19 protein-coding genes and 1 riboswitch are annotated in these 26,893 nt (G+C 58.3%); of the genes, 2 read left to right on the top strand and 17 right to left on the bottom strand.

Going from position 1 to position 26,893, the window contains the following annotated elements; translation table 11 throughout:
- Positions 1 to 73: 73 nt before the first annotated feature.
- The 17 genes from tyrS to OZX71_RS03785 form a co-directional block, all read right to left on the bottom strand.
- Positions 74 to 1,396, bottom strand: a complete 1,323-nt coding sequence (gene tyrS, locus OZX71_RS03865; RefSeq protein WP_277160571.1) for a tyrosine--tRNA ligase — start codon at positions 1,394 to 1,396, stop codon at positions 74 to 76.
- Between the two features lie 357 nt (positions 1,397 to 1,753).
- Positions 1,754 to 2,491 carry a GDSL-type esterase/lipase family protein gene (locus OZX71_RS03860; protein ID WP_277160570.1) on the bottom strand — a complete coding sequence of 246 codons (738 nt, stop codon included), beginning with the start codon at positions 2,489 to 2,491 and terminating at the stop codon, positions 1,754 to 1,756.
- Between the two features lie 79 nt (positions 2,492 to 2,570).
- On the bottom strand, positions 2,571 to 4,052 hold the full coding sequence (gene argH / locus OZX71_RS03855) for an argininosuccinate lyase (protein ID WP_277160569.1): 1,482 nt from the start codon (positions 4,050 to 4,052) through the stop codon (positions 2,571 to 2,573).
- A gap of 583 nt (positions 4,053 to 4,635) precedes the next feature.
- On the bottom strand, positions 4,636 to 5,874 hold the full coding sequence (locus OZX71_RS03850; RefSeq protein WP_277160568.1) for an argininosuccinate synthase: 1,239 nt from the start codon (positions 5,872 to 5,874) through the stop codon (positions 4,636 to 4,638).
- A gap of 342 nt (positions 5,875 to 6,216) precedes the next feature.
- Positions 6,217 to 6,822, bottom strand: coding sequence for an arginine repressor (locus OZX71_RS03845; protein WP_277160567.1), 606 nt, complete (start codon positions 6,820 to 6,822; stop codon positions 6,217 to 6,219).
- A complete protein-coding gene (argF, locus tag OZX71_RS03840; RefSeq protein WP_277160566.1) occupies positions 6,819 to 7,784 on the bottom strand; it encodes an ornithine carbamoyltransferase in 966 nt (321 codons plus the stop codon). Before argF ends, OZX71_RS03845 begins: the two co-directional genes overlap by 4 nt.
- A gap of 217 nt (positions 7,785 to 8,001) precedes the next feature.
- A complete protein-coding gene (locus OZX71_RS03835) occupies positions 8,002 to 9,339 on the bottom strand; it encodes an acetylornithine transaminase (protein WP_277160565.1) in 1,338 nt (445 codons plus the stop codon).
- Between the two features lie 194 nt (positions 9,340 to 9,533).
- Positions 9,534 to 10,526 carry an acetylglutamate kinase gene (argB, locus tag OZX71_RS03830; protein WP_277160564.1) on the bottom strand — a complete coding sequence of 331 codons (993 nt, stop codon included), beginning with the start codon at positions 10,524 to 10,526 and terminating at the stop codon, positions 9,534 to 9,536.
- A gap of 109 nt (positions 10,527 to 10,635) precedes the next feature.
- Positions 10,636 to 11,817 (bottom strand): bifunctional glutamate N-acetyltransferase/amino-acid acetyltransferase ArgJ, encoded by a 1,182-nt coding sequence (gene argJ, locus OZX71_RS03825; RefSeq protein WP_277160563.1) that lies wholly within the window; start codon positions 11,815 to 11,817, stop codon positions 10,636 to 10,638.
- The gene (gene argC, locus OZX71_RS03820; RefSeq protein ID WP_277160562.1) at positions 11,814 to 12,941 is read right to left on the bottom strand and encodes an N-acetyl-gamma-glutamyl-phosphate reductase; all 1,128 of its coding nucleotides are present in this window, start codon (positions 12,939 to 12,941) and stop codon (positions 11,814 to 11,816) included. Before argC ends, argJ begins: the two co-directional genes overlap by 4 nt.
- Positions 12,942 to 13,230: 289 nt before the next feature.
- A complete protein-coding gene (locus tag OZX71_RS03815; RefSeq protein WP_277160561.1) occupies positions 13,231 to 14,031 on the bottom strand; it encodes a hypothetical protein in 801 nt (266 codons plus the stop codon).
- A gap of 102 nt (positions 14,032 to 14,133) precedes the next feature.
- On the bottom strand, positions 14,134 to 16,737 hold the full coding sequence (pheT, locus tag OZX71_RS03810; RefSeq protein ID WP_277160560.1) for a phenylalanine--tRNA ligase subunit beta: 2,604 nt from the start codon (positions 16,735 to 16,737) through the stop codon (positions 14,134 to 14,136).
- Positions 16,738 to 16,744: 7 nt separating this feature from the next.
- On the bottom strand, positions 16,745 to 17,812 hold the full coding sequence (gene pheS, locus OZX71_RS03805) for a phenylalanine--tRNA ligase subunit alpha (protein ID WP_277160559.1): 1,068 nt from the start codon (positions 17,810 to 17,812) through the stop codon (positions 16,745 to 16,747).
- A gap of 162 nt (positions 17,813 to 17,974) precedes the next feature.
- Positions 17,975 to 19,204 carry an RNA methyltransferase gene (locus OZX71_RS03800; protein ID WP_277160558.1) on the bottom strand — a complete coding sequence of 410 codons (1,230 nt, stop codon included), beginning with the start codon at positions 19,202 to 19,204 and terminating at the stop codon, positions 17,975 to 17,977.
- Between the two features lie 107 nt (positions 19,205 to 19,311).
- Positions 19,312 to 21,885 carry an ATP-binding cassette domain-containing protein gene (locus OZX71_RS03795; protein ID WP_277160647.1) on the bottom strand — a complete coding sequence of 858 codons (2,574 nt, stop codon included), beginning with the start codon at positions 21,883 to 21,885 and terminating at the stop codon, positions 19,312 to 19,314.
- Positions 21,886 to 21,944: 59 nt separating this feature from the next.
- Positions 21,945 to 22,583: an ECF transporter S component gene (locus tag OZX71_RS03790; protein ID WP_277160557.1), complete on the bottom strand. Its 639-nt coding sequence runs from the start codon at positions 22,581 to 22,583 to the stop codon at positions 21,945 to 21,947.
- Between the two features lie 48 nt (positions 22,584 to 22,631).
- Positions 22,632 to 22,741, bottom strand: a riboswitch (TPP riboswitch).
- 204 nt (positions 22,742 to 22,945) lie between these two features.
- Positions 22,946 to 24,313: a dipeptidase gene (locus OZX71_RS03785; RefSeq protein WP_277160556.1), complete on the bottom strand. Its 1,368-nt coding sequence runs from the start codon at positions 24,311 to 24,313 to the stop codon at positions 22,946 to 22,948.
- A 140-nt stretch (positions 24,314 to 24,453) separates the two neighbouring features.
- Here OZX71_RS03785 and OZX71_RS03780 point away from each other — a divergent pair, with 140 nt between their 5' ends.
- Both OZX71_RS03780 and OZX71_RS03775 read left to right on the top strand, forming a co-directional pair.
- Complete coding sequence (locus tag OZX71_RS03780) at positions 24,454 to 25,074, top strand: DUF3043 domain-containing protein (RefSeq protein ID WP_277146923.1); 621 nt, start codon at positions 24,454 to 24,456, stop codon at positions 25,072 to 25,074.
- Between the two features lie 154 nt (positions 25,075 to 25,228).
- Complete coding sequence (locus OZX71_RS03775) at positions 25,229 to 26,776, top strand: FAD-dependent oxidoreductase (RefSeq protein ID WP_277160555.1); 1,548 nt, start codon at positions 25,229 to 25,231, stop codon at positions 26,774 to 26,776.
- Positions 26,777 to 26,893: the final 117 nt, after the last annotated feature.

Here is a 26,893-nt window from a genome sequence, read left to right as displayed (position 1 = left end):
GTGTTCGTGAATGAACGAGAAATCCTAAATATTTTTTCTAATAGATTCTAATCGGCTTGATTAAAGCTTGCTGTCAGCCAAGTTCCACGGCGCCGACAGCCTTTTTGCCGCGACGAATCAGCGCAAAGTGATCGGCAAGGAAATCATTGCCGGTCAGTTCCTGATTCTGGTCTTCGACACGCACGTTGTTGATGTAGACACCACCGGATTTGATGGTCTTTCTTGCCTCGGAAATGGACTTGAACAGACCTGCGGAAACGGCGGCCTGAGCCACACGTTCACCGATGACGGCCTTGGCGAAGACCTTCTCGCCTTCCTCGTTTTCGATCTTGAGCCCGTCGATGGAGGATTCAAGCATGTCGGAGCTGATAGTCCTCAAGTCGCCGCCGCGCCCGAAAAGCGCGGAAGCAGCGTCGATCGCCTCTTGCGTGGTCTTCTCGCCATGCACGAAACTGGTGACTTCCCATGCCAATGCCTTTTGCGCCTCGCGGGCACCGGGGTTGACCTCGGCCTCGTGGGCGAGCCGCTCGATTTCGGCCTTGGGCAGGAAAGTGAACGCTTTCAGCAGCTTCTCCATCTCACCGTCGGGCTGGTTGAACCAGAACTGGTAGAACTTGTAGGGGCTCAACATCGTGGGGTCAAGCCAGACGGCGTTGCCTTCGGACTTGCCGAACTTCTTGCCCTGGCTGTCGGTGATGATGGGGCTGGTGAACACGTTGACGTTCTCGCCGCGCACCTTGCGGATCAGATCGAGACCGCTGGTGAGGTTGCCCCACTGGTCGGAGCCGCCGAGCTGCAGCGTGCAGTGGTATTCGTCGAAAAGATGCAGGAAATCGTTGCCCTGCAGAACCTGGTAACTGAACTCCGTGAACGAGATGCCCTCGTCGGACTTGAGGCGACGTGCCACCGTGTCTTTGGCGAGCATCGTGCCCATACGGAAGTTCTTGCCGACATCGCGCAGGAAATCGATAACCGACATGTTGGCGGTCCAGTCGTAGTTGGAGACGAAACGCACAGGATTGTCACCTTCGGTTACCAGAATCGTGCCGATCTGCTTCTTGAGCCTGCGGGCCCAGCCTTCGACGACGTCTTTGGGGTTGAGCGTACGTTCGCCGCTTTGACGCGGATCGCCGATCAGACCGGTGGCGCCACCGACCACCGCGATGGGATGATGGCCGGCTTCCTGGAGGTGCCGCATATTGATCAGCTGTACCAGATTGCCGATATGCAGCGAGGCCGCGGTGGGGTCGAAACCGCAATAATAGGTAATCGGCCCGCCGTTCAACGCTTTGGCGAGCTGATCGCGGTCCGTGGACTGTGAAATCAGCCCGCGCCAGTTCAATTCATCGAAGAGAGAGTCAAATCCCGCTTCCTTGAAATTGGTGACGTGAGCCATAACCGTATTCCCCTATTCTTTTGTGTCAAAACAACCAGAGCCGAACGACTCCTGAACCAATCTATTTTCGCAGGTGATGGCGACAGTATCGTTTACTGCGACGATTATTGCGCCACGCGCCTTTTCGATAACGAATCACACCATGAGGCCGTGGAACCATTTGCGCGTCATTGCCGCCCTGACCTTGCACAACATCGTGAATTACGATACGGGGAAGCATGCATCCACGGAACCGACAATCGACCAACGCGCACAAACGGTTGAGCGTGTCTTAAAGGCACAAGCCAAAACATTGTCTTCCGACCTCGATTCATCAGCATTGGAGTCGGTCGCATCATCGATTCGTCGTCTGCCGGTTCAACAATCCTTGAGAACGGTGCTGAGCTTGGCAACCACGCCTTCGGTCATGTAACGGTAGCCTTGGGCGCTTGGGTGAAAATGATCGGGTGAGAAAAAGTCGGGCGCGTCGGCGTGTACGTTCTCATGGATCATGTCGACGTAGGTGGCGTGGTGCGCGGCACAGACTTGTTTGCTTACCGCGGCCTGTTCGTCCATCTCGCGCAGAATCGCCCGGCGCAGGGCACGCCCCAGCGAAGGCTCGTGCTGCATCTGACCCGGGCTCAGCACGACGATGTGTTCGCTCAACGGTTTGGCTTCGTCTAACACGGCACCGAGATCGTCACGCCATTCGTCGAGCGTACGATTGGCCATGATGTCGTTGGAACCGGCGCAGATCAGCAGGATGTCGAACTTCTTGCCTGCCTTGAGAACTTCAGCAAGCTGTCGGTAACGGACGCGTCGCATGGTGGCACCAAGCTTGCCGTGCGCTTCCCACGCCACGTCACGCTGAAGCTCGTCGGCGAATCCTTGCGCGATATCGGGCGTGAGGCCCTCCTGCTGGTCCTGCGTGCCGCAGCCTGCGATCATCGAATCGCCTATCGCGCATATGGTCAGCGGTGTGGCATCGCCGGAAGCCTTTCGGTCCACCGTTTTGACACCGAACGGTTCGCCGCCGGGAGCCTCGGCCAGATGAATCGTATGCTTCGCCCACAATGCCTCGAGGGTCGCTATCGGAGTCCCGATACCCAATGTCATGCTGTCGGTACCTTTCTTGTATTAGGCTTTCAGCTTGTCATCGTACTCGAGGCAATGTCAAAAATACCAACGTCTATCACTATGCGCACGGTGTTACGTACGCAGGTCCGTCGCTGACAGAATCGGCGAATGTCTGGGCTTTTGCGGCGATTCGCTTGGCTTCGGCAATCTGTTCGCGCACGCGCACGGGAGCGGTGCCGCCCTTGCCGTTGCGCTGGTCGACGGAACCTTCGACCGAGAGGACGCTACGGACTTGCGGGGCAAGGCTTGCCGGCAGGAAATCCTTGAATACAGTGACGAAATCATCGTCGCTCAAATCCCACAGCTCCACGCCCCGGCCTTCGGCCAACTGGACGCAGGCTCCGGAAAGCTCATGGGCATGGCGGAACGGCACACCCTGTTTGACCAGCCATTCGGCGATGTCGGTGGCCAGGGCGAAACCGGTGGGCGCCTGGGCTTTGAGCCGCTCGAGGTCGAAGACCATCGTGCGCACCATGCCGGCGAAAGCGGGCAGCAGGGTTTCGAGCGTGTCGACCTGGTCGAACACGGCTTCCTTGTCTTCCTGCAGATCGCGGGCATAGGCCGTCGGCAGACCTTTGAGCGTGGTCATCAGGCCGGTCATATCGCCGATGAGCCGGCCGGACTTGCCGCGGGTGAGCTCGGCGATGTCCGGGTTCTTCTTCTGCGGCATGATCGAGGATCCGGTGGAATAGGCGTCATCCAGACGAACGAAAGCGAACTCCTGGGTGTTCCAGATGATGATTTCCTCGCTGAGCCTGCTCAGGTCCACCCCGATCATCGCAGCGATAAACGAGAACTCCGCCACCAGATCGCGGCTTGCGGTGCCGTCGATGGAGTTGGCGGTCACCCGCGAGAAGCCCAGCTCGTGGGCCACGGCCTCTGGGTCAAGACCAAGTGTATTACCGGCCAACGCGCCTGAACCGTACGGGCTGGCGTCCATGCGCTTGTCCCAATCGGCGAGCCTGTCGACGTCGCGCAGCAGCGGCCAGACGTGGGCCATCAGCTGATGCGCCAGCAGCACCGGCTGTGCATGCTGCATATGCGTGCGGCCCGGCATCACCGCGTCCCCGGCCTTCTCGGCCTGGCCAATCAACGCATCGACCACGCCGAGTGCCAAGCCCGCCACCGAACGTGCGTGCCGACGCAGCCACATACGGATAAGACAGGCAATCTGGTCGTTGCGCGACCGTCCGGCGCGCAGCTTGCCGCCGAGTTCGTCCCCCGCGATCTCGAGCAGCCCGCGTTCCAGCGCCGTGGCCTCATCCTCGTCGTCCTCGACAGGTGTGAACTCCCCCGAATCCACCAGCTTCTGCAACTTGTTGAGCGCATCCTCCATCTGCTTCAACTCATCGTCGCTTAAAAGTCCTGCCTTACCAAGCGCCCGTGCATGAGCCCGCGACCCGGCGATATCGTCATCGGCCAGCCGCCAATCGAACTGCGTCGACTTGGAAAGTCGAGCCAGCTCCGGCGAAGGCCCGGACTTAAACCGTCCGCCCCACAGCGCCAGATGCCCGTCCCCTTTTTTCTTCTGCTCCGTCATCCTTTGATTCCCTTCATTGTGCAACCAACAACTTTTAAATTAATTCGGACTGTGGCGGAAGGTCTGGGATATGCAATGTTCGACACGCTCCGGGCTGTGCCGCTAAATGGTAAGTCCAGTGGACTCACCATATGCACAGTGAGCGCGACATCCGAGCGCGAAGGCAAAATCTGTGATTTTGCAGGCCAAGTCTTTACGGTCGAACATTGCATATCCCATACCCTCATTTGTTCCATGCAAAACAATTAAACATAAGTCAACAGAGGCTCGGAGATATGCGATGTTCGGGCGTAACCTTGCCTGAGCAAAATCAAAGATTTTGCCTTCGCGCTCGATACATCGCGCTTACTTCGCCTAAACAGAGCCCACAGGGCTTCGTTCTTAACGGCTCAGCCCGGAGCTTCAACTCAGACCCAAGTTATATAACATAAGTCAACAGAGGTCTGGGGATATGCGATGTTCGGGCGTAAGACACGGCCGAGCGGCCAAGGAGCGTCCCGAACATTGTATATCCCCAGACCTCCCCACAGTTAGAAACCTTTAAATAAGGATTCTCCAACAGTAATTAATAGTCCATTCAATCCTATTCGACGGAGTTGTCCGGGACTTCGATGCCGTTGCCGAATTTGACGTCGCGGGCGGCGGCCACCTTGTCGGGCAGGCCGTAAATCGAGATGAATCCGTTGGAGGCGTTCTGGTCGTAAGTGTCACCGGAATCGTAGGTGGCGAGCTTGTAGTCGTAGAGCGAGGAGTCGCTGCGACGGCCCGTGACCACGGCGCGTCCGCCGTGCATGACCATGCGGATCTCGCCGGAGACGTAGCGCTGCGTATCCTCGATGAAGGCGTTGAGAGAACGCACGGCAGGCGAGAACCATTGGGCGTCGTAAACCAGTTCGGCCCAGCGCTTGTCGATGTCGCGCTTGATGCGGTGCTGCTCGCGCTCCAGGCAGCAGTTCTCGAGTTCCTCGTGCGCGGCGATGAGCGCGACGGCCCCAGGTGCCTCGTAGAGCTCACGGGACTTGATGCCGACAAGGCGGTCCTCGATCAGGTCGATGCGGCCGATGCCCTGGGCACCGGCACGGCTGTTCATCTGCTCGATGGCCTCAAGCGGGGTGACATCCTTGCCGTCGATGGCGACGGGCACGCCCTGTTCGAACTTGATGACGACCTCGTCCTCGACCGGCGGGAAGGCCGGATCGTCGGTGTAGGTATAACAGTCCTTGGTCGGGCCGTTCCACGGATCTTCAAGGAAGCCGGTCTCGATGGCGCGGCCCCAGACGTTCTGGTCGATGGAATACGGGCTCTTCTCGGTCTGCGTGATCGGCAGCTTGTGGTCCTTGGCGAATTGAATCTCGACGTCGCGGGTCAGCGAGAGGTCGCGGATCGGGCTGATGGCCTTGAGGTCCGGGTCGATCGAGGCGATGGAGACCTCGAAACGTACCTGATCGTTGCCTTTGCCGGTGCAGCCGTGCGAGATGGTGTCGGCGCCGAACTGGTGGGCGGCGCGCACGAGATGCTTGGAGATCAGCGGGCGCGAAATAGCGGAAACCAGCGGGTAGACGCCTTCATACTTGGCGTTGGCCTTCAGCGCCAGCATGCAGTATTCCTTGGCGAATTCCTCGCGGGCATCGACTACATACGCTTCTACGGCGCCGCAGGCCAGCGCGCGTTGGCGAATGGTCTCCAGGCTTTCTCCGCCCTGACCGACATCGAGGGAAACGGCGACGACATCCTTGCCGGTGCGTTCCTTCAGGTACGGAATGGCCACGGAAGTGTCAAGCCCTCCGGAGTATGCGAGTACGATGCGGTTTTTATCGCTCATGACAGCCCTTTCTTCGAAGCGTTATACGTCAATATATACACTACTTCGTATAAATATGCAATCTTGCTAATGGAATGTCCATAATTTGGACTGCCGTCATCGAACCTCCCACATAACGACGAGCATCCGGCACCCAATTTTCGTGATTAACTCTGCATTGGGCATCTTCCTGCGGAGATAATCACACTTTCCCATCAATTATCGTGATTAACTCCGCAGCCGACAGCCTCGCACAGAGATAATCACACTTTTCAGCGCTTTTCTGTGATTTACTCTGCACTCACCAGCCTCATACAGAGATAATCACAATCTTATGCAGTCCAGTCAACGCACGAAACTGAATCAGTCACGCGGACGTTGCCCGTGCGAAACGATGTCGAGAATCCATTGCTTCCGCGCCACGGCCGCATCGTCGTCACTGCAGACCAACAGCACCGTATCGTCTCCGGCAACCGTACCCAGAATCCCATCGATTGGCTGCTTGTCGATGACACTAGCCATGTATTGCGCAGCTCCCGAAGGAGTGTGAACGATGACAAGATTGCGGGCAGCAGCGGCCGAGGTGATCAATCCGGAAAGGCCGCGTGAAAGTTGCTGGTCGATTTTTTCGGCGGTGGCGTCATCGAACTCAGGCTCGACGCCCAGCGTATACGCCATTTCGCCGCTTTTGAGACGGGTTTTCACCGCCTTCATTTCATCGAGGTCACGACTCAACGTGGCTTGGGTGACGTCGATGCCCCGATCGGCGAGCAGACCCAGCAGCTGGCCTTGCGAAGAGACCACCGAATTGGAAAGAATCTCCTGGATAACACTCAGCCGGGCTGTCCTGTTTGTAGGGTGTTGGAGCCTGTTTTCCGGGTTCCGTCCATCGTATGATGCGGTTTCGACCGAACCAGCCGATTCGTCATCGACTTCGCCGGTAATATCGCTCTCTTCAGTATCGTTCATTTGAGCAGTTCCTTGTCATCTCGAAGTGTTCCGATGAGCCAAGTCAATAAGGCTTTTTGCGCATGCAGCCTGTTTTCGGCCTCGTCCCACACCACCGACTGTGGCCCGTCGATGACCGAGGCGGTGACCTCCTTGCCGCGGTAGGCGGGCAGGCAGTGCTGGAACAGTGCATCAGGCTTGGCGAGCTTCATCAATTCGTCGTTGACCTGATAGTCCCAAAACGGCTTGGAACGCACGGCGTATTCGCTTTCCTCGCCCATCGACACCCACGTGTCGGTGAAGAGGCAATCAGCGTCGGCCGCAGCCTCACGCGGATCGGTGGTCACCAATATCGAGCCACCGGTTTGCGCTGCGATACGCTGCGCATCCGCAACAATCGACGGTGCGGGAAGAAAGCCTTGCGGACCTGCCACACGCACATTCATCCCGGCGGTCGCCCCACCAAGCAGGTAGGAGTTGGCCATGTTGTTGGCCGCGTCGCCCAGGTAGGCAATGGTCTGGCCGGCAAGGGCGTCGACTCCCCCGCGATGCTGGGCGATGGTGAGGAAATCGGCGAGGATCTGGCAGGGATGGAACTGGTCGGTCAGGGCATTGACCACAGGAACGGTGGCGTACTTGGCCATCGTCTCCACACGATCCTGGCCGAACGTGCGCCAGACAATGGCACTGGTCATGCGTGTAAGCACACGTGCCGTATCGGCCACCGGCTCGCCGCGGCCCAGCTGGGAACCTGACTTGTCGATGACCAACGGATAGCCGCCAAGCTCGGCGACACCCACCGAAAAACTGGATCGCGTGCGGGTGCTGGGCTTGTCGAAAATGACCGCAACTCCCTGCGGGCCGGCGAGGGGACGGTGGTAATAGCGGTCTTTCCAGAACTTCATACCCAGTTGAAGAATTTGCTTCTGCTCGTCATGATTGACATCATCATCACGGAGCATGTGTCGAAGCTGACCTGCCATAACCATCTCCTTTTATTGATTTGACTATATAAATATACTGCATAAAACTGAAATATGACGTTTCTATCCGCATATTGGTATATATACCACAAAAATGCTGATACCCAGGAATGATTTTCGCTCAACAGGGCTCTGAGGTTGCCGTGCCACAAAATCATGAACATCCAACGCAAAAACGCAATGATGCGGCTTTCTCTCCATCAATTCCCTCGGCAAATCAGTCGTCAGGCAAATCGAATGGAATCTGGGCAAGAATCGATACGGCTTCGTTGACGTCATCGCTACTGACAATAAGAGGCGGGGCAAGACGTAACGCATCCGGAGCAACTGCGTTGACGATGAGACCGTGATCAAGCGCCCAGTTCATGGCCGCGTGCGAGCAAGGATGAACGAGTTGAATGGCATTGAGCAGCCCACGGCCACGCAGCGAAGCGAACAGCGGATTGCCGCAAGCCATGATAGCCTCGCGCAACTGCTCACCACGAGCGTCGGCATTCGCTATCAAACCGTCTTCCTCGATGATCTGCAATGTCGTCAGCCCCGCCGTTGTCGCCAACGGACCTCCGGCAAAAGTGGAACCGTGAAGCCCCGGCAAGAAAAGGGACGCCAAGGACTCGCCGAACGCAATCATGCCGCCCATCGGAAAGCCTCCCGCCACGCCTTTGGCGAAGGTGATGATATCGGGAGTAATCCCTCCGGACAGGTCTTCGCGCTGGAAGGCGAACCATTTTCCTGTTCTGCCGATGCCGGTCTGCACTTCGTCGATAATTATCAGAGCCTGGTTCTTATCGCAAAGTTCACGTACACCTTTGACATATTCCGGGTCAAGCGGACGCACGCCGGCCTCGCCTTGAATGAGTTCGAGCATCACGCCGGCCACCGGGCCGACACCGTTCTTGCCTGTTTCATCGAATGCGGCCCGCATGGCGTCAAGGTCACCTGCTTCGACGAACTGAACCGCAGGAAGCAGCGGATTATACGGTTCACGGATGGAGAGTTTCCAGGTGGCGCTCAAAGCTCCCATCGTGCGACCGTGGAACCCTTTGGTCAGCGCAAGGATCCGTGCGGGCGCACCGCCATGTTCCGGGTCCCCGCCTGGCAGCGTCTTGCCATAAAGCTTGGCCATTTTCATCGCGGCTTCGTTGCCCTCTGCTCCGGAGTTGCCGAAATAGACACGGGAACCCTCCGGAGCACCGGAGATTTCGAGTAGTTTTTCCGCAAGTTGGATTTGGGGAACGGAAGCGAAATAATTGCTGATATGCGCGACCTTGCCGGCCTGGGCACTGAGTGCACGTACCCATTTCGGATGAGCGTAGCCAAGTGAATTGACGGCGATTCCGGCAAGGAAATCAAGGTATTCATTGCCATCCACATCCCATACATGCATGCCCTCGCCGTGGTCCATCACACGCAGAGGAGTGCCGAAAGCGTGGGTATGTACTTTTCCGTATTTGCGGATCCATTGTTCGCTTTTTGTTCCGATCTTGGTCGTTTCGGCTCTGTAGTTGTTATTGGAATCTTTCGATGGCACCGTATGCTGATAATCGTTGTTCATTTTTACTACTTTCAAATTCGCGTGTTGCCAGTTTCCTTGAAGATCTTTATTTTCCTATATGGTTATCATGTGTAGACAGTCGAATCGAATGGCCGGAAGCCATATCAGGCCAGTCTCGTTTGATAGCGTCACTGCATTCGCCTTCAAACAACCGTTGGACATCCATGCTTTTGCCGCCGTTGTGAGTTCATCACTCAGCTTCGTCGCAGTTTCATGGCCTCTCCTGGCAGGACCATCGTGCCGATACCGGCACTGGTGAACACCTCGTTCAAAATCGAATGAGGCTGACGGCCGTCGATGATGTGAGCTTGCGGCACCCCTCCATCCAATGCGCGCACACAGGCACGCATTTTGGGTACCATTCCGCTTTGCAGGCCAGGCAACATCTCGCGCAGCCTGTCGACACCGATGGAGCTGATCAGCGATTTTTTATCCGGCCAATCGGCATAGAGACCATCTACATCGGTGAGGATGACAAGTTTTCGGGCGTGAAGAGCCACTGCAAGTGCTGCCGCCGCCGCGTCCGCGTTGACATTGAACACCTGGGTGGGATCGTCCGTATCCGGAGCTATCGAGGAGACCACGGGAATCCGGTTCTGAGCGATGAGGTTCTCGACGGCTGACGGATTGACTTCGGTGACTTCGCCGACCAATCCGATGTCGGTTTCCACCCCGTTGATCACCGGACGATACCGCTTCGCGCCGAAGAGCGACCCGTCCTCTCCTGAAAGCCCGACCGCGTGTGGACCGTGAGCGTTGATCAGCCCGATCAACTCACGAGAAACGGAACCGGTGAGAATCATCCGTACCACCCGCATGATTTCAGGCGTGGTGACTCGCAGACCGGCTTTGAATTGTGAATGGATACCGAGATCGTTGAGCATGCTGGAGATCTGTGGACCACCGCCGTGTACGACGATCGGGTGCATACCTACCTGGCGCAGAAAAACCATATCCTGTGCAAAGCAACGTTTCAGATGTTCGTCGACCATGGCGTTGCCGCCGTATTTGACGACGATACGTTGACCGGCGAATTGTTCAAGCCATGGCAACGCTTCGATCAGCACCTCAGCTTTCTGTTCGTCTTTCAGGTCGTTGTGGACATCGAACGTGTCCTCATCGGCTTTCGTCTCACCATCAACCTGATTGACCGACCGATATAATTGTCCGTCTTCATTTGTCGACATGTTGCCCTTCATTCACATGTTTCCCTGTATCCGATTACCGTATATTCCACTTCTGCGACCGCCGCCGTATCGATAAACGGGTCGAACGATTGCTTGCTTTTCCAAAATCTCAGGATTCATAATCGGCATTGATGTGCACATATTCGCCGGTGAGGTCATCGGTCCAAACGGTTGCGGTCTGCCGGCCTTGGTTGAGATCGATGTCGATATTCACTTCTCTGTCATCCATCTTCACTTCAGAACGATCAGCGCCTGCCCCGCCGTGTTCGCAAACCCGTACTCCGTTGATATCCACGGTGACTTCCCGCGCATCATAAGCGGCAATATCCACAGGAACCGTACCCAGAGAACTGACGATACGTCCCCAGTTCGGGTCATTGCCATAGATTGCGCATTTAAGGAGATTGGAACCGGCGACCGCACGGGCGCAGGCCAGCGCCGCGCCCTCGGTTTCGGCCCCGCTAACACTCACCTTGATGTCATGACTGGAACCCTCCCCGTCACCGATGATCTGACGGGCGAGACTGGCGCAGGCCTGATGGACCAACGCTGAGAATTCCTGAGGTTTCGGCGTGACACCAGAAGCTCCGGATGCCAGCAGCAACACCGTATCATTGGTAGACATGCACCCGTCAACATCGATGCGATCGAACGATTGCTCTGTGGCTGCGGCCAAAACTGTCTGCAATTGAGCCGCATCGACCACCGCATCGGTGGTGATGACACAGAGCATCGTGGCCAACTGCGGCGCAATCATCCCTGAGCCTTTGACCATACCGCCGATCCGATATCCGCTCCCTTCCAACTTCACGGTTTTGGGCTTGGTATCTGTGGTCATAATGGCCGTTGCCGCTTCCATTCCGGCATCCACATCATCGCTTAAGGCTTCGCATGCCTTGTCAATACCGGAAAGCACGTTATCCAATGGCAGTAATTCGCCGATCAGACCCGTCGAACACACCGCTATATCGCTGGCTTCAAGGCAATCCCCAATGCTGAGAACCTCTGCAGCGTGTACAGCAGTGGCTTCGCTCTGCTTCAGTCCCGGCTCACCGGTGCAGGCATTGGCTCCGCCGGAATTGAGGACAACAGCTTTGATGTGTCCATCGGCGACGGCTTCGCGCGACCATTGCACCGGAGCGGCACAGAAACGGTTTGAAGTAAATACTCCGGCAGCAGCGTCAAGCGGCCCCTCGTTAACGACCAGCGCCAAGTCACTTTTCGATGTGTTGGATGAGATTCCGGCATTGACGCCGGCGGCTGAAAAGCCTTCTGCAAATGTCACGCTCATGGCGCCACTCCAATCGTTGTCAATCCTTGATCTTCGGGAAGTCCAAGCGCAATGTTCAGGGATTGCACCGCCTGCCCTGCTGTGCCGCGGTTGAGATTATCAATGGCGGCAAATCCATATAGACGTTTCGCGTTCCGATCGACGGCGACCTGGACTTGTGCCTCGTTGGACCCCAGCACATTCGCCGTAGCCGGCATGTCACCGCTGTCGAGCAACTCAATGAACTTCTGGCCTTGATAGGCATCAGCGAAAGCCTCTCGAATGTTTTCGTCGTCCATCGCCTCACCCTTGCTACTCAGTTTGGCCGAAACGACCGCAAGAATGCCACGGGACATCGGTACCAGTATCGGCGTGAAACCGACGTTGATATCTCCCAAAGGCGCTTTCACGGAAGTCGGATTTGAATGAGTGCCACCGGAACAGGCGACCGCCGCATGTCGCAGGTTCTGTACGATCTCGGGAATATGACGGTGAACGCCACCAACCGAATACGGCGTCGCCGACCCGATTGCCTCCGCCGCCAGCAGATTCGCTCGCTTGAGATTTTTGCCGGCCCCGGAATATCCGACAGCGAGATCGGCCACGATGTCGTCTGCTTCGACGAGACCTGCAGCAAGAGCGGGTTGGAAGGCCAGAGTGACCGCAGTGACGTTGCAGCCGGGTCCGGCGATCAAGGATGCACCGTGTAATTGCTCACGTTGCCGTTGATATCCGCCGCTGGTCTCCTTGCCTACGATGAGTTCCGGCATTCCGTAGATCCAAGGCTGATGAAAATCACCGCCATAATACCGGCCCCATGCCTCACCGGATTCAAGCCTGTGGTCGGCACCCAGATCAACCATCACACGGTTTGCATCCAACTTTTCGGACAATGCTCCCGATACCCCATGCGGCAGAGCAAGCACGATGACGTCATGACCATTGAGCCTCTGCGGAGTCGTGGGCTCGATGACCATATCCTTCAGCGACGGGATATGCGGCATATGCTGCCCCAATTTGTCTCCGGCCGAAGAGTCGCCGGTCACCGTGGTCACCTCGAACGCCGGATGTGCCGCAAGAATACGCAACATCTCTCCTCCGGCATATCCGCTGGCGCCAGCCACGGCCACTGTGTATGTGCTCATGCGCATCACCTTTCTTGAATGATGATGTCAAGAATACATATATTCACTACTATGTATAGTTATACATCCAAATAGTGGACACTAAAGGAAACAATCCATCATGTCCTGACAACGACAGTCTGACGGATACCCATACAACCTTGTAACCAGAAGAACATACAACCTTGTAACCAGAAGAAACAGAGCAAGCTCATCACTGTGAATATCAGAAAGTCCCCGCCCATTTGCATGGACAAGGACTTTCTGATAATGCATATTGTTAACGCTGTCAGCACACTGGAGGCTGGATCTAAGCGCTGACCGAACCGCCACCGCCGGAGCCTCCGGAACCTGAACCTCCCGAACCGGAACCATACTGATTCAGCATCTGCTGGGAGAAATCGTTGAGATTGAGGCCTTTGGAAAACAGCCAAATTTCGAAAATCGTCGCGATGACACCAAGCACCATGCACACTGTGGCCACCCAGAAGCCTTTCATATGGTATTTCTTGGTGCGCCACATGGAAATCGCGCCGGTGATGGCCGGCAGGAACGTAATCGGCATGAACAACAGAATGATCGAGACAATCGCGAGCGGATCCCAGTGCCCCAGATAAGGGTTTTGGACCGGATCGTTCATATCGACGCCATTGTGCATGTCAGGCTGGTATCCAGGGGTTCCGGGACCGCCGGGCTGAACCGGGGCGTTGCTGTAAGGTTGGCCGTTGCTGTATGGCTGCCCGTATAGATTATTCGGATTGTTGGGGTAGTTCCCGGGCATCTGGCCGGACCTGTCATAAGGCGCATTGCCCTGATTGCCGGGATTGCCCTGATAGATTCCGAAACCATTGCCGTATCCCGCTCCTGCTTGACGGTTGAAGGGGCCGTCAGGAGGATTCATCTGCCCGTTTTGGTTTTTCGGTTTCTCTTCAGGCATGCCATAGACGTACGGGTTGTATTGCGCAGGGAACTGGCTGGCCATCGCACCGTATTCCGGAACTTTCATCTGACCGTATTGCGGTTGAGCCTGGCGACCGGAGGGAGCGGCATTGGTCGACGGACCGGCGCTGCCCTCGCTGTTCGCATCGAACGGATTCTGAGATTCATTCATCGTGCCACTCCAAAATCAAGTAGATAATCGCGGAGCCTGCGAACCTCATCGGCGCGCAGACTCCGTATCGCTATATTTCCCAAGATGTCTTAGGACTGAGCTTCAGGCACGCAGTTGCGCGCCGATGGTTGCTGCCTTATTGACAATAGCCTTGCGGATGGCCTCCGTGTCCTCGCTCTTGAGCGTCTTATCCGGAGAGCGGAAAGTGACGGCGTAGGCGAGCGACTTCTGATGCTCGCCCAGCTGGTCGCCAGCGAACACGTCGAAGAGCTCGATGGACTCGAGGTTGTCGCCGGCTGCCTCGACGATGGCCTGCCGCAATTGCGCGGCGGTGACCGTGTCGGGGACGGTGAAGGCGAGATCCTGCTTGACGGGCGGGAAGGTGGAGATCGGCTTGGCCTGCACCGGTTTGCCGCTCAACGTGGCGAAAAGCGCGGTGAGGTTGAGCTCGAAGGCCGCGGAATGCTCGGGGAAACCGAGGGCCGTGTTGACGTGCGGGTGCAGTTCGCCGACCATGCCGACGAACGTTTCGCCCGCCATCACTTTGGCGGCACGACCCGGATGCCATTGCATCGGCACGTCCTGCGGTTCGGGCTGGACCAAGGTGACCTTGGCGCCGAGACGTCCGGCCACGCGGTTCATCGCTTCCACCGCATCGCTGTAGTCGACATCGCGGTGTTCGCCGAGCCAGCCGGTTTCCACGGCCTTACCGGTCAGGATCGCAGCGACGTGCAGAGGCTGAACGGGCAGGCCGGCATCAAGCGCCTTCAGCTGCTCATCGGTCGGGCGCTGACCGCCGGGCAGAGCCGGAATAGCGGGGGCGTTCGGATCCCAGAGATAGACGTGGCCGATCTCGTAAAGTGCAATGTCTTCGAGACCGCGGCGGATGTTGCGCTGCACGGTCTGGGCCAGCGTCGGCAGCACGTCACGGCGCAGGTACGGGCGGTCCCCTGCCAGCGGGTTGGCGACCTCGACGCTCACCGGCTTGATTTCGTCGGCATCATAACCGAACGCCTTGAAGTCGGCGTCGCCGACGAACGGGTAACTCAGCGTTTCCACCAAGCCGTATTCGGCCAGTTCGCAGGCCACGTCGCGTTGACGCTGCTGGTCGGGGGTCAGCCCTACGGCGCCTTCGACCGGCGCCGGCGGCATCGTAACGGGAATCTCGTCGTAGCCCACCAAGCGTGCAATCTCCTCGACCAAGTCGCACGGCATGGTCAGATCCGGCCTCCAGGTCGGCGGCACTACGGAAATATGGCCTTCGGCTGAGCCCGCGCTGACCTTGCAGCCGATGTCTTCGAGAATCTCACGGATGCGCTTATCCGAGGTGTCAAGTCCGGTGAGGCGCTTGGTTTCGGTGAACTTGAAATCGATGGCCTCGCGCGGTTGCGTGCGGTCGACGTCGATCGGGGTGTCGCTGGGCGTGCCCTTGCCGTACTTGGCCATCAGCTCGGCGGCCATCTCGGCAGCGGCGGGTTGCAACGCATAGTCCACACCGCGCTCGTAGCGCTTGGAAGCCTCCGACGGGGTCTTGTGACGACGTGCGGAACGGGCGATGGTCACCTGGTCGAAGTGCGCGGATTCCAGAAGGATGTTCTTGGTCTCAGCGGTGACTTCGCCGTAAAGGCCACCCATCACGCCGGCCAGTCCGAGGATTCTCGAGCTGCGCTTGCCTTCGGGCGAATCGGTGATCAGCAGATCCTCAACGCTCAAATCGTGCTTCTTGCCGTCGAGCGTGGTCAGGGTCTCCCCCGCCTTCGCGCGGCGGACGACGATCGGGCCGCTGATCTTGTCGAGGTCGTAGGCATGCATCGGCTGGCCCAGATCCATCATCACGTAATTGGTGACGTCGACGGCCAGCGAAATGGAACGCATGCCGGCGCGAATCAGGCGACGACGCATCCAGTTCGGCGTCGGGCTCGCCGGGTCGAAGCCGCGCACCGTGCGCGCATAGTAACGGTCACAGCCGAGCACGCCGTGAATCGGGTTGTTGTCTTCGATCTCGACCTCAATATCGGCCTTGCTGGCCTCGACACCCTTGGGCGCCTTCTCATTGAGTTCGATGGCCGGGTCGGTATAAGCCGCGCCGGTGGAATGATGGTATTCACGGGCCACGCCACGGTAGGACAGCGTGTAGCCGCGATCCGGGGTGATGTTGATCTCGAGCACCGGCTGGTCCAGGTGCAGCACGTGCATCAGATCGTCACCGGGCTTCAACGCTTCGGCTTCGTCCTTGCTGAAGCCGTAGTCGTTCAGAAGGATGATGCCGCTGTGGTCGCTGCCGAGCCCCAGCTCACGCTCGGAGGCGCACATGCCGTTGGAAATATGGCCGTAGGTCTTGCGCGGTTCGATCTTGAAGTCGCCGGGAAGCACGGCACCCGGAAGCGTGACGACGACCTTCTCGCCGGCGGCCATGTTCGGCGCGCCGCAGACGATACCGCGCGGCACCTTGTTGCCGTTCTCGTCGGTGTCGTTGTACTTGTCTCCGACGTCGACATGGCACCAGTTGATGGTCTTGCCGTTCTTCTGCGGTTCCGGCGTGGCATCGATCACGTAGCCGACCACGATCGGGCCGGTGACGTTCGAGGAGTGAATCTCCTCCTCCTCGAGGCCGACATGAACCAAATCCTTGGCGAGCTGTTCATACGTCAGACCGGCCGGAACCTCGACGTGCTCCTTGAGCCAGTCAATATCTACCATTGGCATTGTTGGTTCACTCCCCCATCACAAACTGTTTGCTGAAACGCACGTCGCCTTCCACGAGGTCGTGCATGTCGTTGATATCGTGGCGCAGCAGCAGCGTGCGCTCCATGCCCACGCCGAACGCGAAGCCAGTGTAGACGTCGGGGTCGAGGCCTGCGGAACGCAACACATTCGGGTTGACCATGCCGCAGCCGCCCCATTCGATCCAGCCGGGGCCGCCCTTCTTGTCGGGGAACCAGAGGTCCAGCTCGGCGCTGGGCTCGGTGAACGGGAAGTAGCTCGGACGCAGGCGGCTCTTGGCCTCCGGGCCGAACATCGCGACGGCGAGCTTGTCGAGCACGCCCTTGAGGTCGCCCATCGTCAGGCCCTTGTCGACGGCCAGCGCCTCGCACTGGTGGAAAACTGGGGTGTGCGTGGCGTCGAGCTCATCGGTGCGGAACACGCGACCGGGAGAGGCGATGTAGAGCGGCACACCGCGTGTGAGCAGCGCGCGCACCTGATCGGAGGAGGTCTGCGTGCGCAGCACCATGTTGGAGCCTACGAATCCTGCGGCGTCCTTGGCCTGGTTGCCCTTGACATAGAAGGTGTCCTGCATCTGTCGGGCAGGATGGTCGGGGCCGAAGTTCAGCGCGTCGAAGTCGTACCATTCGGTCTCCACCTCGGGACCGGCGGAGATCTGCCAGCCCATGGAGATGAAGAGGTCCTCGACGTCCTCCATCAGTTTGGGCAGCGGATGACGGGCGCCCAACGGCTTGCGGTTGATCGGAAGGGTCATATCGACGGTTTCGGCGGCGAGCTGACGGGTCTCCTCGGCGGCCTTGACCTGCGCGGTCTTGATGCCGAACGTGCGCTCGAACTCGCTGCGCAGCTTGCCCATCAACTGGCCGGCACCCTTCTTTTCTTCCTTCGGCAGGGAGCCGATCGACCGGTTCGCCAGCATCATCGCCGATTCTGGCCCGGCATATTCCGTTCTGATGGCTTTGAGCTCCTCCATGGTGGAGGCACCCTTGATTTTCGAGATGCCCTCGGCGACCGCATCGGTCACCGCTCCTGCATCGAATGACGCACTCTGTGCCACGAGTACCCTTTCCTTCAATTTTCTGCAAACCTTGAAACGCCTGAGGATACATGCGCAAAAGTCATGAATCCCAAGCATTTACAGCCTTTTCATTGTTTCAATATGACTCGACATAGAGCACACTGCGATTGTGTCTCCCGTCACACGATAAAGAAACCTTTCCTACTGACGTTTCGCAGCGTCTCGTGCCATCGCCAACGTGAAGAGCATCACCGACGTACTGGTCGCGAGATTGAGCGATTCGGCCTTGCCGTATAGCGGAATCGAGACGATACGCTGCACGCGTTGAAGCACGTCGGCCGGCAGACCGCGGGCTTCGTTGCCGAAGAGGATCGTGTGTGAGCCTTGACCGGTTTGGTTGGAAGCATTATTCTCGCCCGAATCGTTGCGTACGTCGTTGTCTTGGTCACCATCTGAAACCAATGTTGCCTCCGCAGCACGACCTCCACCACCATTGAGGTCACCGTTGCAACGCTGCCCGAGCCCGGCCATCACGTCAATCAGCGATTCCGGCTTGACCTTTTTAGTGCCATAGACATCCGCGGCCATCACCTCGCTGCCTTGGCTCTGAGCCCACGCAAAGAACTCTTCGGTGCTCATCGTGACCACCGGCAGGTGGAACAACGATCCGGCCGTGGAGCGGATGACCTTGGGATTGAAGCGATCAACACAATCGTCCACGAAAATCACCGCACGGCATCCGGCGGCATCGGCCGAGCGAATCACCGTCCCCGCGTTACCCGGATCACGGATCTGCCAGAACGCGGCCACCGTGTCGCCAAGCGGATCCATATTTCCAGCGTGCTCAATGTCATGTGATGCGGCCACGCTATCACCGAGCGAATCCTGATTCCGACCGCTTGTGACATCGGAATGCGTATCTCTTTGTGCAGCCGTTTCCGCATTCCCGTTGACAGTACCTTTGCCGGTTTCGTCATTATCACTGACGCTGTTTCGTACCTCGGTGCGCCGGGTGGCGACGTTGTGGACCACTTCGGCGTTCGTCAAATCACCGGCTTCACCACCCGCAAAACCCTCAGCCATTCGTTTGCGAATGACGTCAAGATCGCCGACGGCGACGATACCCTGCGCGTCCGTGCTCATCCGATGCATCACATCGCCAGTCACCTGATGGAGATACAGCCCCTGTTCATCGGCTTCGCGCGCGATGTCTTCGACCACCGACGAGACCAACCCAGACTGCCGCTCGTCCATCTGCACATAGCAGTCCTCGACCACTTCCGGCATCCAACGCACGATTTCGCGCACCGATTGCGGCCCCTCGATAAGGAACTTCCCGGACTTCTTTCGTCCCCTGGTCTTCTCGAGCTCCGTCACGCGCCGCACGCGTTCGGCCTTGGGATTGTCGATGATGTGCTGATTAAAAGGCATAGCTCTACTCTACGCGACGTCGACACCATTCCTGGAATAGATCACGGCCAAATCCGGAATTGACAAGAAGGATTCCATGATCCAGTCGAGATCTTATACGATATTGCTCAGCCGCCAAAGAAGGCAAAGGTGCCGCAGAGGCCCGAAACAACCAAGGAGACGACGGGAATCAACAGGCAGACCGCCAAAAATGCCCAATCACGGGGGTGGACGCGGCTCACCCTGGCGTGTGTCCTTGGCAGGTCGCCACCGAAACCGCGCGCCTCCATCGCCGTGGCCAGCATGGTGGAACGACGGATGGAAAGCACCAGAAGCGCAAATGTCTGCGGGAAGAAGGCCTTGAACTTGTTTTCATCACCCAGCCCACGCGAACGGCGTGAGGCGGTGAGCGCCGCCCAATCGTCGCGCAGCACCGAGAACAGGCGCATGCCGGCAAGCCCGCCATAGACGAAGCGGTCGGGAAGGTGGAGAATCTGGCTGAAGGAATCGGCCAGATCGGTGGCATCGATGCCGATGACGGCGATGATGGCGGGCACGCCGATGGCCAGTACACGCAATGCCGTCGCCAGCGCAAGCATCAACGAACGGTCCGTAATCGTCATCAATCCCCAGTGCCACCAGAGGGTACCGCCCTCCTTGCCGTAGAGCACCACGGCCAGAGCCGATCCGGGAGCTCCGATGAACACGGGCCACGTGGACTTGACCACGCGCCAAGGCGATATGCCCAGGATGGCCAGCAAAAGGAATTCCACGGCCAGAGCCACACCGGCGGACACCCAATCGAGGCTGAGCAACATCGGCAGGGCCACCAGCAGACCGCCGATGAAACGGAACGAGGGGTTGAGGGTAGCCAGGAACGGCGAGGCGCTGGACTGATGCTCCAGTTCCTGTCGGTCGTTGATGGCGCTGACTTCGACGGTTTCAGGCTTGCTTTGTTGCCTGCCTTCCGATGTTTCCGCAATCTTGCTGGCAAATCGCCTGCTTTGGCTACTGGAATCTTCGCCATCGTCGCCGACAACGGATCCAAGAATTACCTCATCGCTTTTCCTGTCATTGCCATCGGCTCGGAACTCGATAACCCGGGCATCCAAAGCACGCACGAGGTCACGATCATGAGTGACAACGATGATGCAGATGCCTTGGTCACGCAATTGCGCGATAAGATCGACCATTTCAAGCCATGTAGTGCGGTCCTGACCGAAAGTGGGTTCGTCGAGGATCAGCACCTGCGGGGCCGAGGCTAACGCCGACGCGACGGTCAAGCGCCGTTTTTCCCCGCCGGAAAGCGTATAGGGATTGACCTCGGCATACCGGTCCAGCCCGAAGTGTTTGAGCAGCTCGATTGCGGCGGTTTTGGCCTCTTGCTCAGATGTGCCGGCCTGGATCGGGCCGAGCATCACCTCTTCGAGCACCGTGCCGCAGGCGAACTGGTGTTCCGGATTCTGGAACACGTAGGATATTCGGCTGGACAGCTGAGAGGATTTCCAAGCGATCGGCGCGGTTGTCTTGACACCTTTTGCCAAAGGCCCTCGGGCCACCACCTCGCCGGAAACCGGCTCAAGCAGCCCCGCCAGCGAAAGCGAAAGCGTCGATTTGCCCGCCCCGTTGCGTCCGACCAATGCCGTCACTTCGCAGCTGCTGAAATCGAGATTGATGTTTTCGGCTATGGCCTTGCCCGCTCGTCCGATAGCCAGATGTCTGGTGGAAAGAACAGGGATTTTCTTGGTATTGCGGCCATTGTGCGATGGACTGATTCCCGAATGGAAACGACTCCCCAATTCACGTTGACGGTATTTTCGGGGAATCCAAATGCCAAGTTCGTCGAAATTGATGGATTTATCGCCAAAAACCTCATCCGGAGTCCCATCCGCCTCAACCTTGGCAGCCGTGGTACCACCGCTTTTGCCGAGCAACACCACACGGTCGATCAGATCGACCCATTCGTCGACCCGGTGCTCGACCAGCACCATCGTGGAATGGTTGCTGTCAAGTACATTTTTGACTGCACCCACAATCTGGCAAACGCCTTCCGGGTCAAGATTCGCCGTAGGCTCGTCGAGCAGCAACACGCCGGGATTCATGGCGAGCGCACCCGCGAGCGCCAACCTCTGCAGCTGTCCGCCGCTCAGATGCGTGACCATACGATGCAACTGCAGTCCGCCAAGGCCGACCGCATCCAACGCGCGGCGAACGCACGGCCAGATCAGCTCCGGGGCCATGGCCATGTTCTCCGGGCCGAAAGCGACGTTATCGCCCAACCGTTCGAAGACGGCTTGGGCATCCGGATCCTGCAACACGAGCCCGACCTTGCCCCTTGCCTGGGTGACGGGGGTGCCACCGATCAGGATACGCCCGGCGCTCACGCCCCCGTCTTCGTCCTCATAGGCCGTATGGTTCTGAGCCGTATGGTTCTCATTCGGCTGAGATTGGGTTCCGTCGCTGACACCTACGCCACCGATCAGACCGGCTGTCGCCTCAAGCAAGGTCGACTTGCCGATGCCGGAAGCGCCCAGCAACAGCACACGTTGGCCGGCCTTGATATCAAGGTTCAAATCGGTAATGGTGAACTCGGCCCGGGATGCGTGACGATACCCCCAATGCTCGAAGCGTATGGACTGCGGCACGCTGTCGCCGACCTGTCCGGCTTTCACCGTGCACGGTTTGCAATCCGTGGATATCATCGTCTGCATCCGACTCCCTGCATCGCCATTACCGATAAAAAGTTCAACGTCTATACAGACTACGCCTTCCTCGTATGCCCGGAAGCGAATTTATCAAGCGCACCCGTCTTGGCAAGTGCCAGATACAGCAGCCACATCAACACGCCGGCGATAACGACGCCAGAGACCACGGTGGTGGCGAAATAGACCGGGCCATAGGCGGCGGTGGACTTCATGGCGATGAGTTTCTTGACGAAGCTATACGCCCAGCAACCCACGCCGGAAAGCGCACCGGAAAGCATGGTCACGCCGATGTTCCATTTGCGATAACGGAACGCGGCGAACACCAGCTCGGCGAGCACTCCCTGGATGAGGGCGATGAGCACGGTTTCGACGCCGCCCCATTGGTTGCCGAGCAACGCTTCGAGGATGGCCGCCACGAGTTCGGCGAACACCGCGGCACCGGGCTTGCGTACGATGATGGAGGCCAGCGGGCCGGCGAAGAGCCACAGGCCGTTGAGGATGCCTGCAAGGCCGGGGATGATGGCGTCGATCAGCGACCACGGAGCCGCGGTGAGCACGGCCGCGAGCCAATAGATCAACGAGCTGGCGACGCCGATCGCCGCCGCTACGACGATATCGACGACACGCCATTTGAGGCTGTAAGACGGAGTAACCACATTGTCGAACGACGGTGTAGGTGATGATGATGTTGACATAATTTGTGCCTTTCTGTGGTGCACACCGCCTGTCGGTGTGCATACAAGGCACGGGAAAGAGAGACGTCCGTGCGCCGGCATTGTCCGGACTCACGTTCATTCGGTCGAGGAAATCCTCATCTCAGCCAGCTTGCAGGCCAGCCCCCGTGTCAATTCGCCATCCTAGAGCAATCCCCTGTCAACTGCCAACGGGTAGTCGTGTGTGGGCGGGATATGCCATGCTTCGGAACCCTTACTGGCTGAGCCGTTAGAAACGAAGCCCGGTGGGCTCCGTTCTTAACGGCTCAGCCCGGAGCGTCCCGAACATTGTATATCCCGCTCCGCCACGACTAACCGTTGTAATGAAGCGAGCGAGCTAGCAGCTACTTGCCGAGCTTGTCTAGGATCAGGGCCTCGGTGAGGACGTTGTTTTTGAGGCTCGTCAGATCGACGGACTCGTTGGGGCTGTGGGCGTTGCCCTTGGGGTCTTCGGGGCCGGTGACCAGAACCTGGGCGTCGGGGAAGATGCGCTGCAGTTCGGGGATGAACGGAATCGAACCGCCTTCGCCCTTGTTGATCGGCTCGACGCCGAACGCCTCGCGCATCGATTCCAGTGCATCCTGGGTGGCCTCGGCGTCTGGATCCATGCTCCAGCCCATTCCGGTATCAAGAGTGGAGACGGAAACTTCGGCGCCAAACGGGGCATGGCCGGTCAGGAAATCCGTGACAGCCTTGGCCGCGTCCTCGGGACGCTGGTCAGGCGCGGTGCGGATGGAAAGGCGGAAACGGGTCTCGTTGGCGATGACGTTGAACGAGCCCTCGACCGGGTGCGCATCGAATCCGATAACCGAGATACTGGGCTTGGTCCACAGTCTCGAGGCCAACGAACCGGAGCCTGCGAGGCGATAGGAGGAGACCACCGAGGAATCGGCTCGGAAGCCGGCCTCGTCGAGGTCGCGCTGCAACCCTCCTACTGGGTCTCCGCCGGTGAGTCCGGGAATGTTCAGTGATCCGTCCTCGGCATACATCGAGGCAATGAGCATGGCCGACAAGGTATTCGTGTCGAGAATCGGACCGCCGAACTGTCCGGAATGCACCGGATGCTCCAGGGCACGCACGGTGACGTCCAGGTCGGTGTTGCCGCGCAGGCTGGTGGTGAGGCTCGGGATTTCGGCGCTCCAGTTGCCGGAGTCGGCCACGATGATGACATCCGAATCGAACGCGTCGCGGTGGGATTCGATGAAGGGGATGAAGCTCTCGGAGCCCATCTCCTCCTCCCCTTCGATGAAGACCTTGATATTGACCTTGAGATCATCGCCCAACGCGTGCAACGCGCCGGAATGGATGGCGATGCCACCGCCGTCGTCGGTCGCGCCGCGTCCGTAAAGGCGTCCGTCGATTTCGGTCGCCTTGAACGGGTCGGTGTCCCATGCCGAAGCGTCCGGGACCGGTTGGACGTCATGGTGCGCATACAGCAATATGGTCGGAGCCTTGGGGTCGACGATCTTGGAACCGACCACCTCGAAAGCACCCGGGGTGCCGTCGGGATTCTTGGACTGCACTACTTTGGCGTCCACCCCACGCGCTTTCAGCTCGTCGGCCACGAATTGCGCCGAACGCCGCATGTGTTCCCCAGTGATGCCCTGCGCCGAAACGGATTTCAGCGCGACCTTCCTGCTCAACAGATCGACTACACGCTCAAAATCGTCATCGACCCGCGAACGCAGTTCTTCCTTGCTCAATGCAGACATGTGATGCTCCTTGTCAAATTTGTTCGTTACCTCGATAATCACACAGACCCGGGAAAACGCGAGAAAATCACTGAAAATACCTTTATTCTCCGCTCTTTGCCTCGATTCGAGAGTCGAGGCTTGCCCGTAATCTCGAGAGAATGACATGGAATCCCTTCAGCAAGGACAAAGACAAGGAAACGGCACAGAAATCCGTCGATTCCGCAGTGAACGAACCTGAGGAACAGGAAAGCAAAGGTCATCCCACACCAAAGCGCAAGGTCGCCGAGAAACGCAACCTCCACCCTCTCGTTCCCAAGAACCGCAAGGCCGACCGTAAGGCCGCCAAAGAGCGTATCAGAAAAAGGGAAGACGAACAGTACGATGCGATGCGCAACGGCGATGTGGCCCATATGCCACGTCTGGAACGCGACCCGGCGCATATCTACGTGCGCGATTACGTCGATGCCCGGTTCAATCTCGCCGAATACTTCATTCCGGTGATTTTCGGCGTCATGATTTTCGGCATCATCATCGCCGTCAAGTGGCCGGAGCTTTACATGCCGATACTGATGCTGTCCTACGTCTATCTGATTGTCTCGGTCATCGACATCTTCCTGATGTGGCACAAGCTCAAGCAGAAGCTGATCGAGAAGTTCGGCGAAAAATCCGTGGCCAAAGGCACGCGCATGGGTTCCTACGCCTGGGGCCGCGCCCTTCAGCTCCGCCGTTGGCGCATCCCCAAGCCGACGTCCAAAAAACGCGGCAATTGGCCGAAGTAAGCCGGACACACTGAATCGTTGACCCAAGAAAAATGCCTTTGTACGCTTTCATAGGATTGCGTGCGAAGGCATTTTGTGTCTCTGGGCACAATCAGTACCTGCGTTTTCCTTAACTGCCGGTTAGTATTGGCGTTGATAAGATTTTGGAGCGAACATGCAGAATACACATATCGACATCGCCGTCATCGGCGGCGGCCCCGGCGGATACGCCACGGCACTGCGAGCCAGCGAACTGGGGCTTTCGGTCATCCTGATCAATCGCGAAGAACGGCTCGGCGGCACCTGTCTCAATCGCGGGTGTATCCCCTCCAAAGCACTGATCACCGCGACGCGGGCGATTCACAATGTCAGTGACGCGAAGCGTATGGGGATCGACGCGAGTATCGACAGCATCGATTTCGCGAAACTCGCAGCCTTCAAGGACAATGCCGTGAAGACGATGACCGACGGACTCGCCTCACTGCTTGCCGCCAGAAAAGTGAACGTCGTCAAAGGCGAGGCCTCAATCGTCGAGAATCATCGTGTCAGAGTAACCACTGATGTAGCGAATACCGACAATCGCAGCGCCGACGATGCTACAGTGCCGGAACGCACTTCGAAAAACGACGCTCAATCCGTCAACAACTCGAACAACCCGGATAGTCCAGACAGCTCTTCTTCCTTCGAGATCAACGCTGACAACATCGTGATAGCCACCGGCTCACGTCCAAGGCCGTTGCCGGACCATCCTTTTGCAGGCCGGATAATCGACTCGACCCAGGCGCTCGATCTGCCTCGATTCCCCAAGTCCGCTGTCATAGTCGGCGCCGGGGCCGTAGCGGTGGAATTCGCTTCGATGTGGAACGCGGCGGGTGTCGACGTGACCATGCTGATTCGTCACGAACGCGTGCTCTCCCATATGCACCGCCGCACGTCGATAGCACTGACGCGGGCACTGGCCCGAAACGGAGTGCACATCGTCACCTACAGCCACCTCACCGATGTCAAAAACGCGCCGAACGCGCCGGACGCAACGGTGAGCTACGCCTGCGACAAGGACGAAAACGGAACCGAGCACGAGGTTCAGGCCGAAGTCGTGTTGGCGGCCATCGGACGCGATCCGAATACGAATGCCGATTGGTTCAAGGACGCCGGTATCGAACTGGACGAGCATGATCTGGTGAACACCGATGCCAATGGCGCCACCAGCCAACCCGGAATCTGGGCGTTGGGAGACATCACGCAAGGCCCGGCCCTCGCCTACCGCGCCTTCGAACAGGGCATCGTCATCGCCGAATCCATCGCCGGCCTCAATCCCAAGCCCGTCGACAACGCCACGGTTCCCGTTGTCGTCTTCTCGACCCCGGAATTCGCCAGCGTGGGGCTGACGCTCGAAAAGGCAAAGGCCAACCCTGATATCCATGACCCCAAAGAGACCGTCTACCCGATGATGGGCAACGCACGCATCCTCATGAGCGGCGAGCCCGGCTCGATGTCTGTGGTCACCGGGTCGCATGACGACAGACCCGATACACCGGTAATCCTGGGAGTTCACATGCTCGCCCCGGACGCGGGCGACCTGATCGCCGAGGCCGAACAGCTCGTCGGCAACCGCGTGCCGCTCGGCGACGCCGCACGTCTCATCCACCCGCATCCCACTTTCAGCGAGGCGTTCGGCGAGGTCCTGCTCAAAGCGGATGGACGACCCTTGCACACCAGATAAATCCCCACGAATTCGCAACAGGTTTTCGCATAGATGACCTGACCGCATGTTTTGCGTCGCAACCACTCCCTAAAATCGTGATTTAGTTTGTTCGTGCCTGATAATACAAGTGAGGAA

The organism is Bifidobacterium sp. ESL0764 (assembly GCF_029395515.1).
In the GTDB taxonomy this organism is placed as follows: domain Bacteria; phylum Actinomycetota; class Actinomycetes; order Actinomycetales; family Bifidobacteriaceae; genus Bifidobacterium.
Note: the sequence above shows the minus strand (reverse complement) of the source record. Positions and strands in the feature narration are given on the sequence as shown.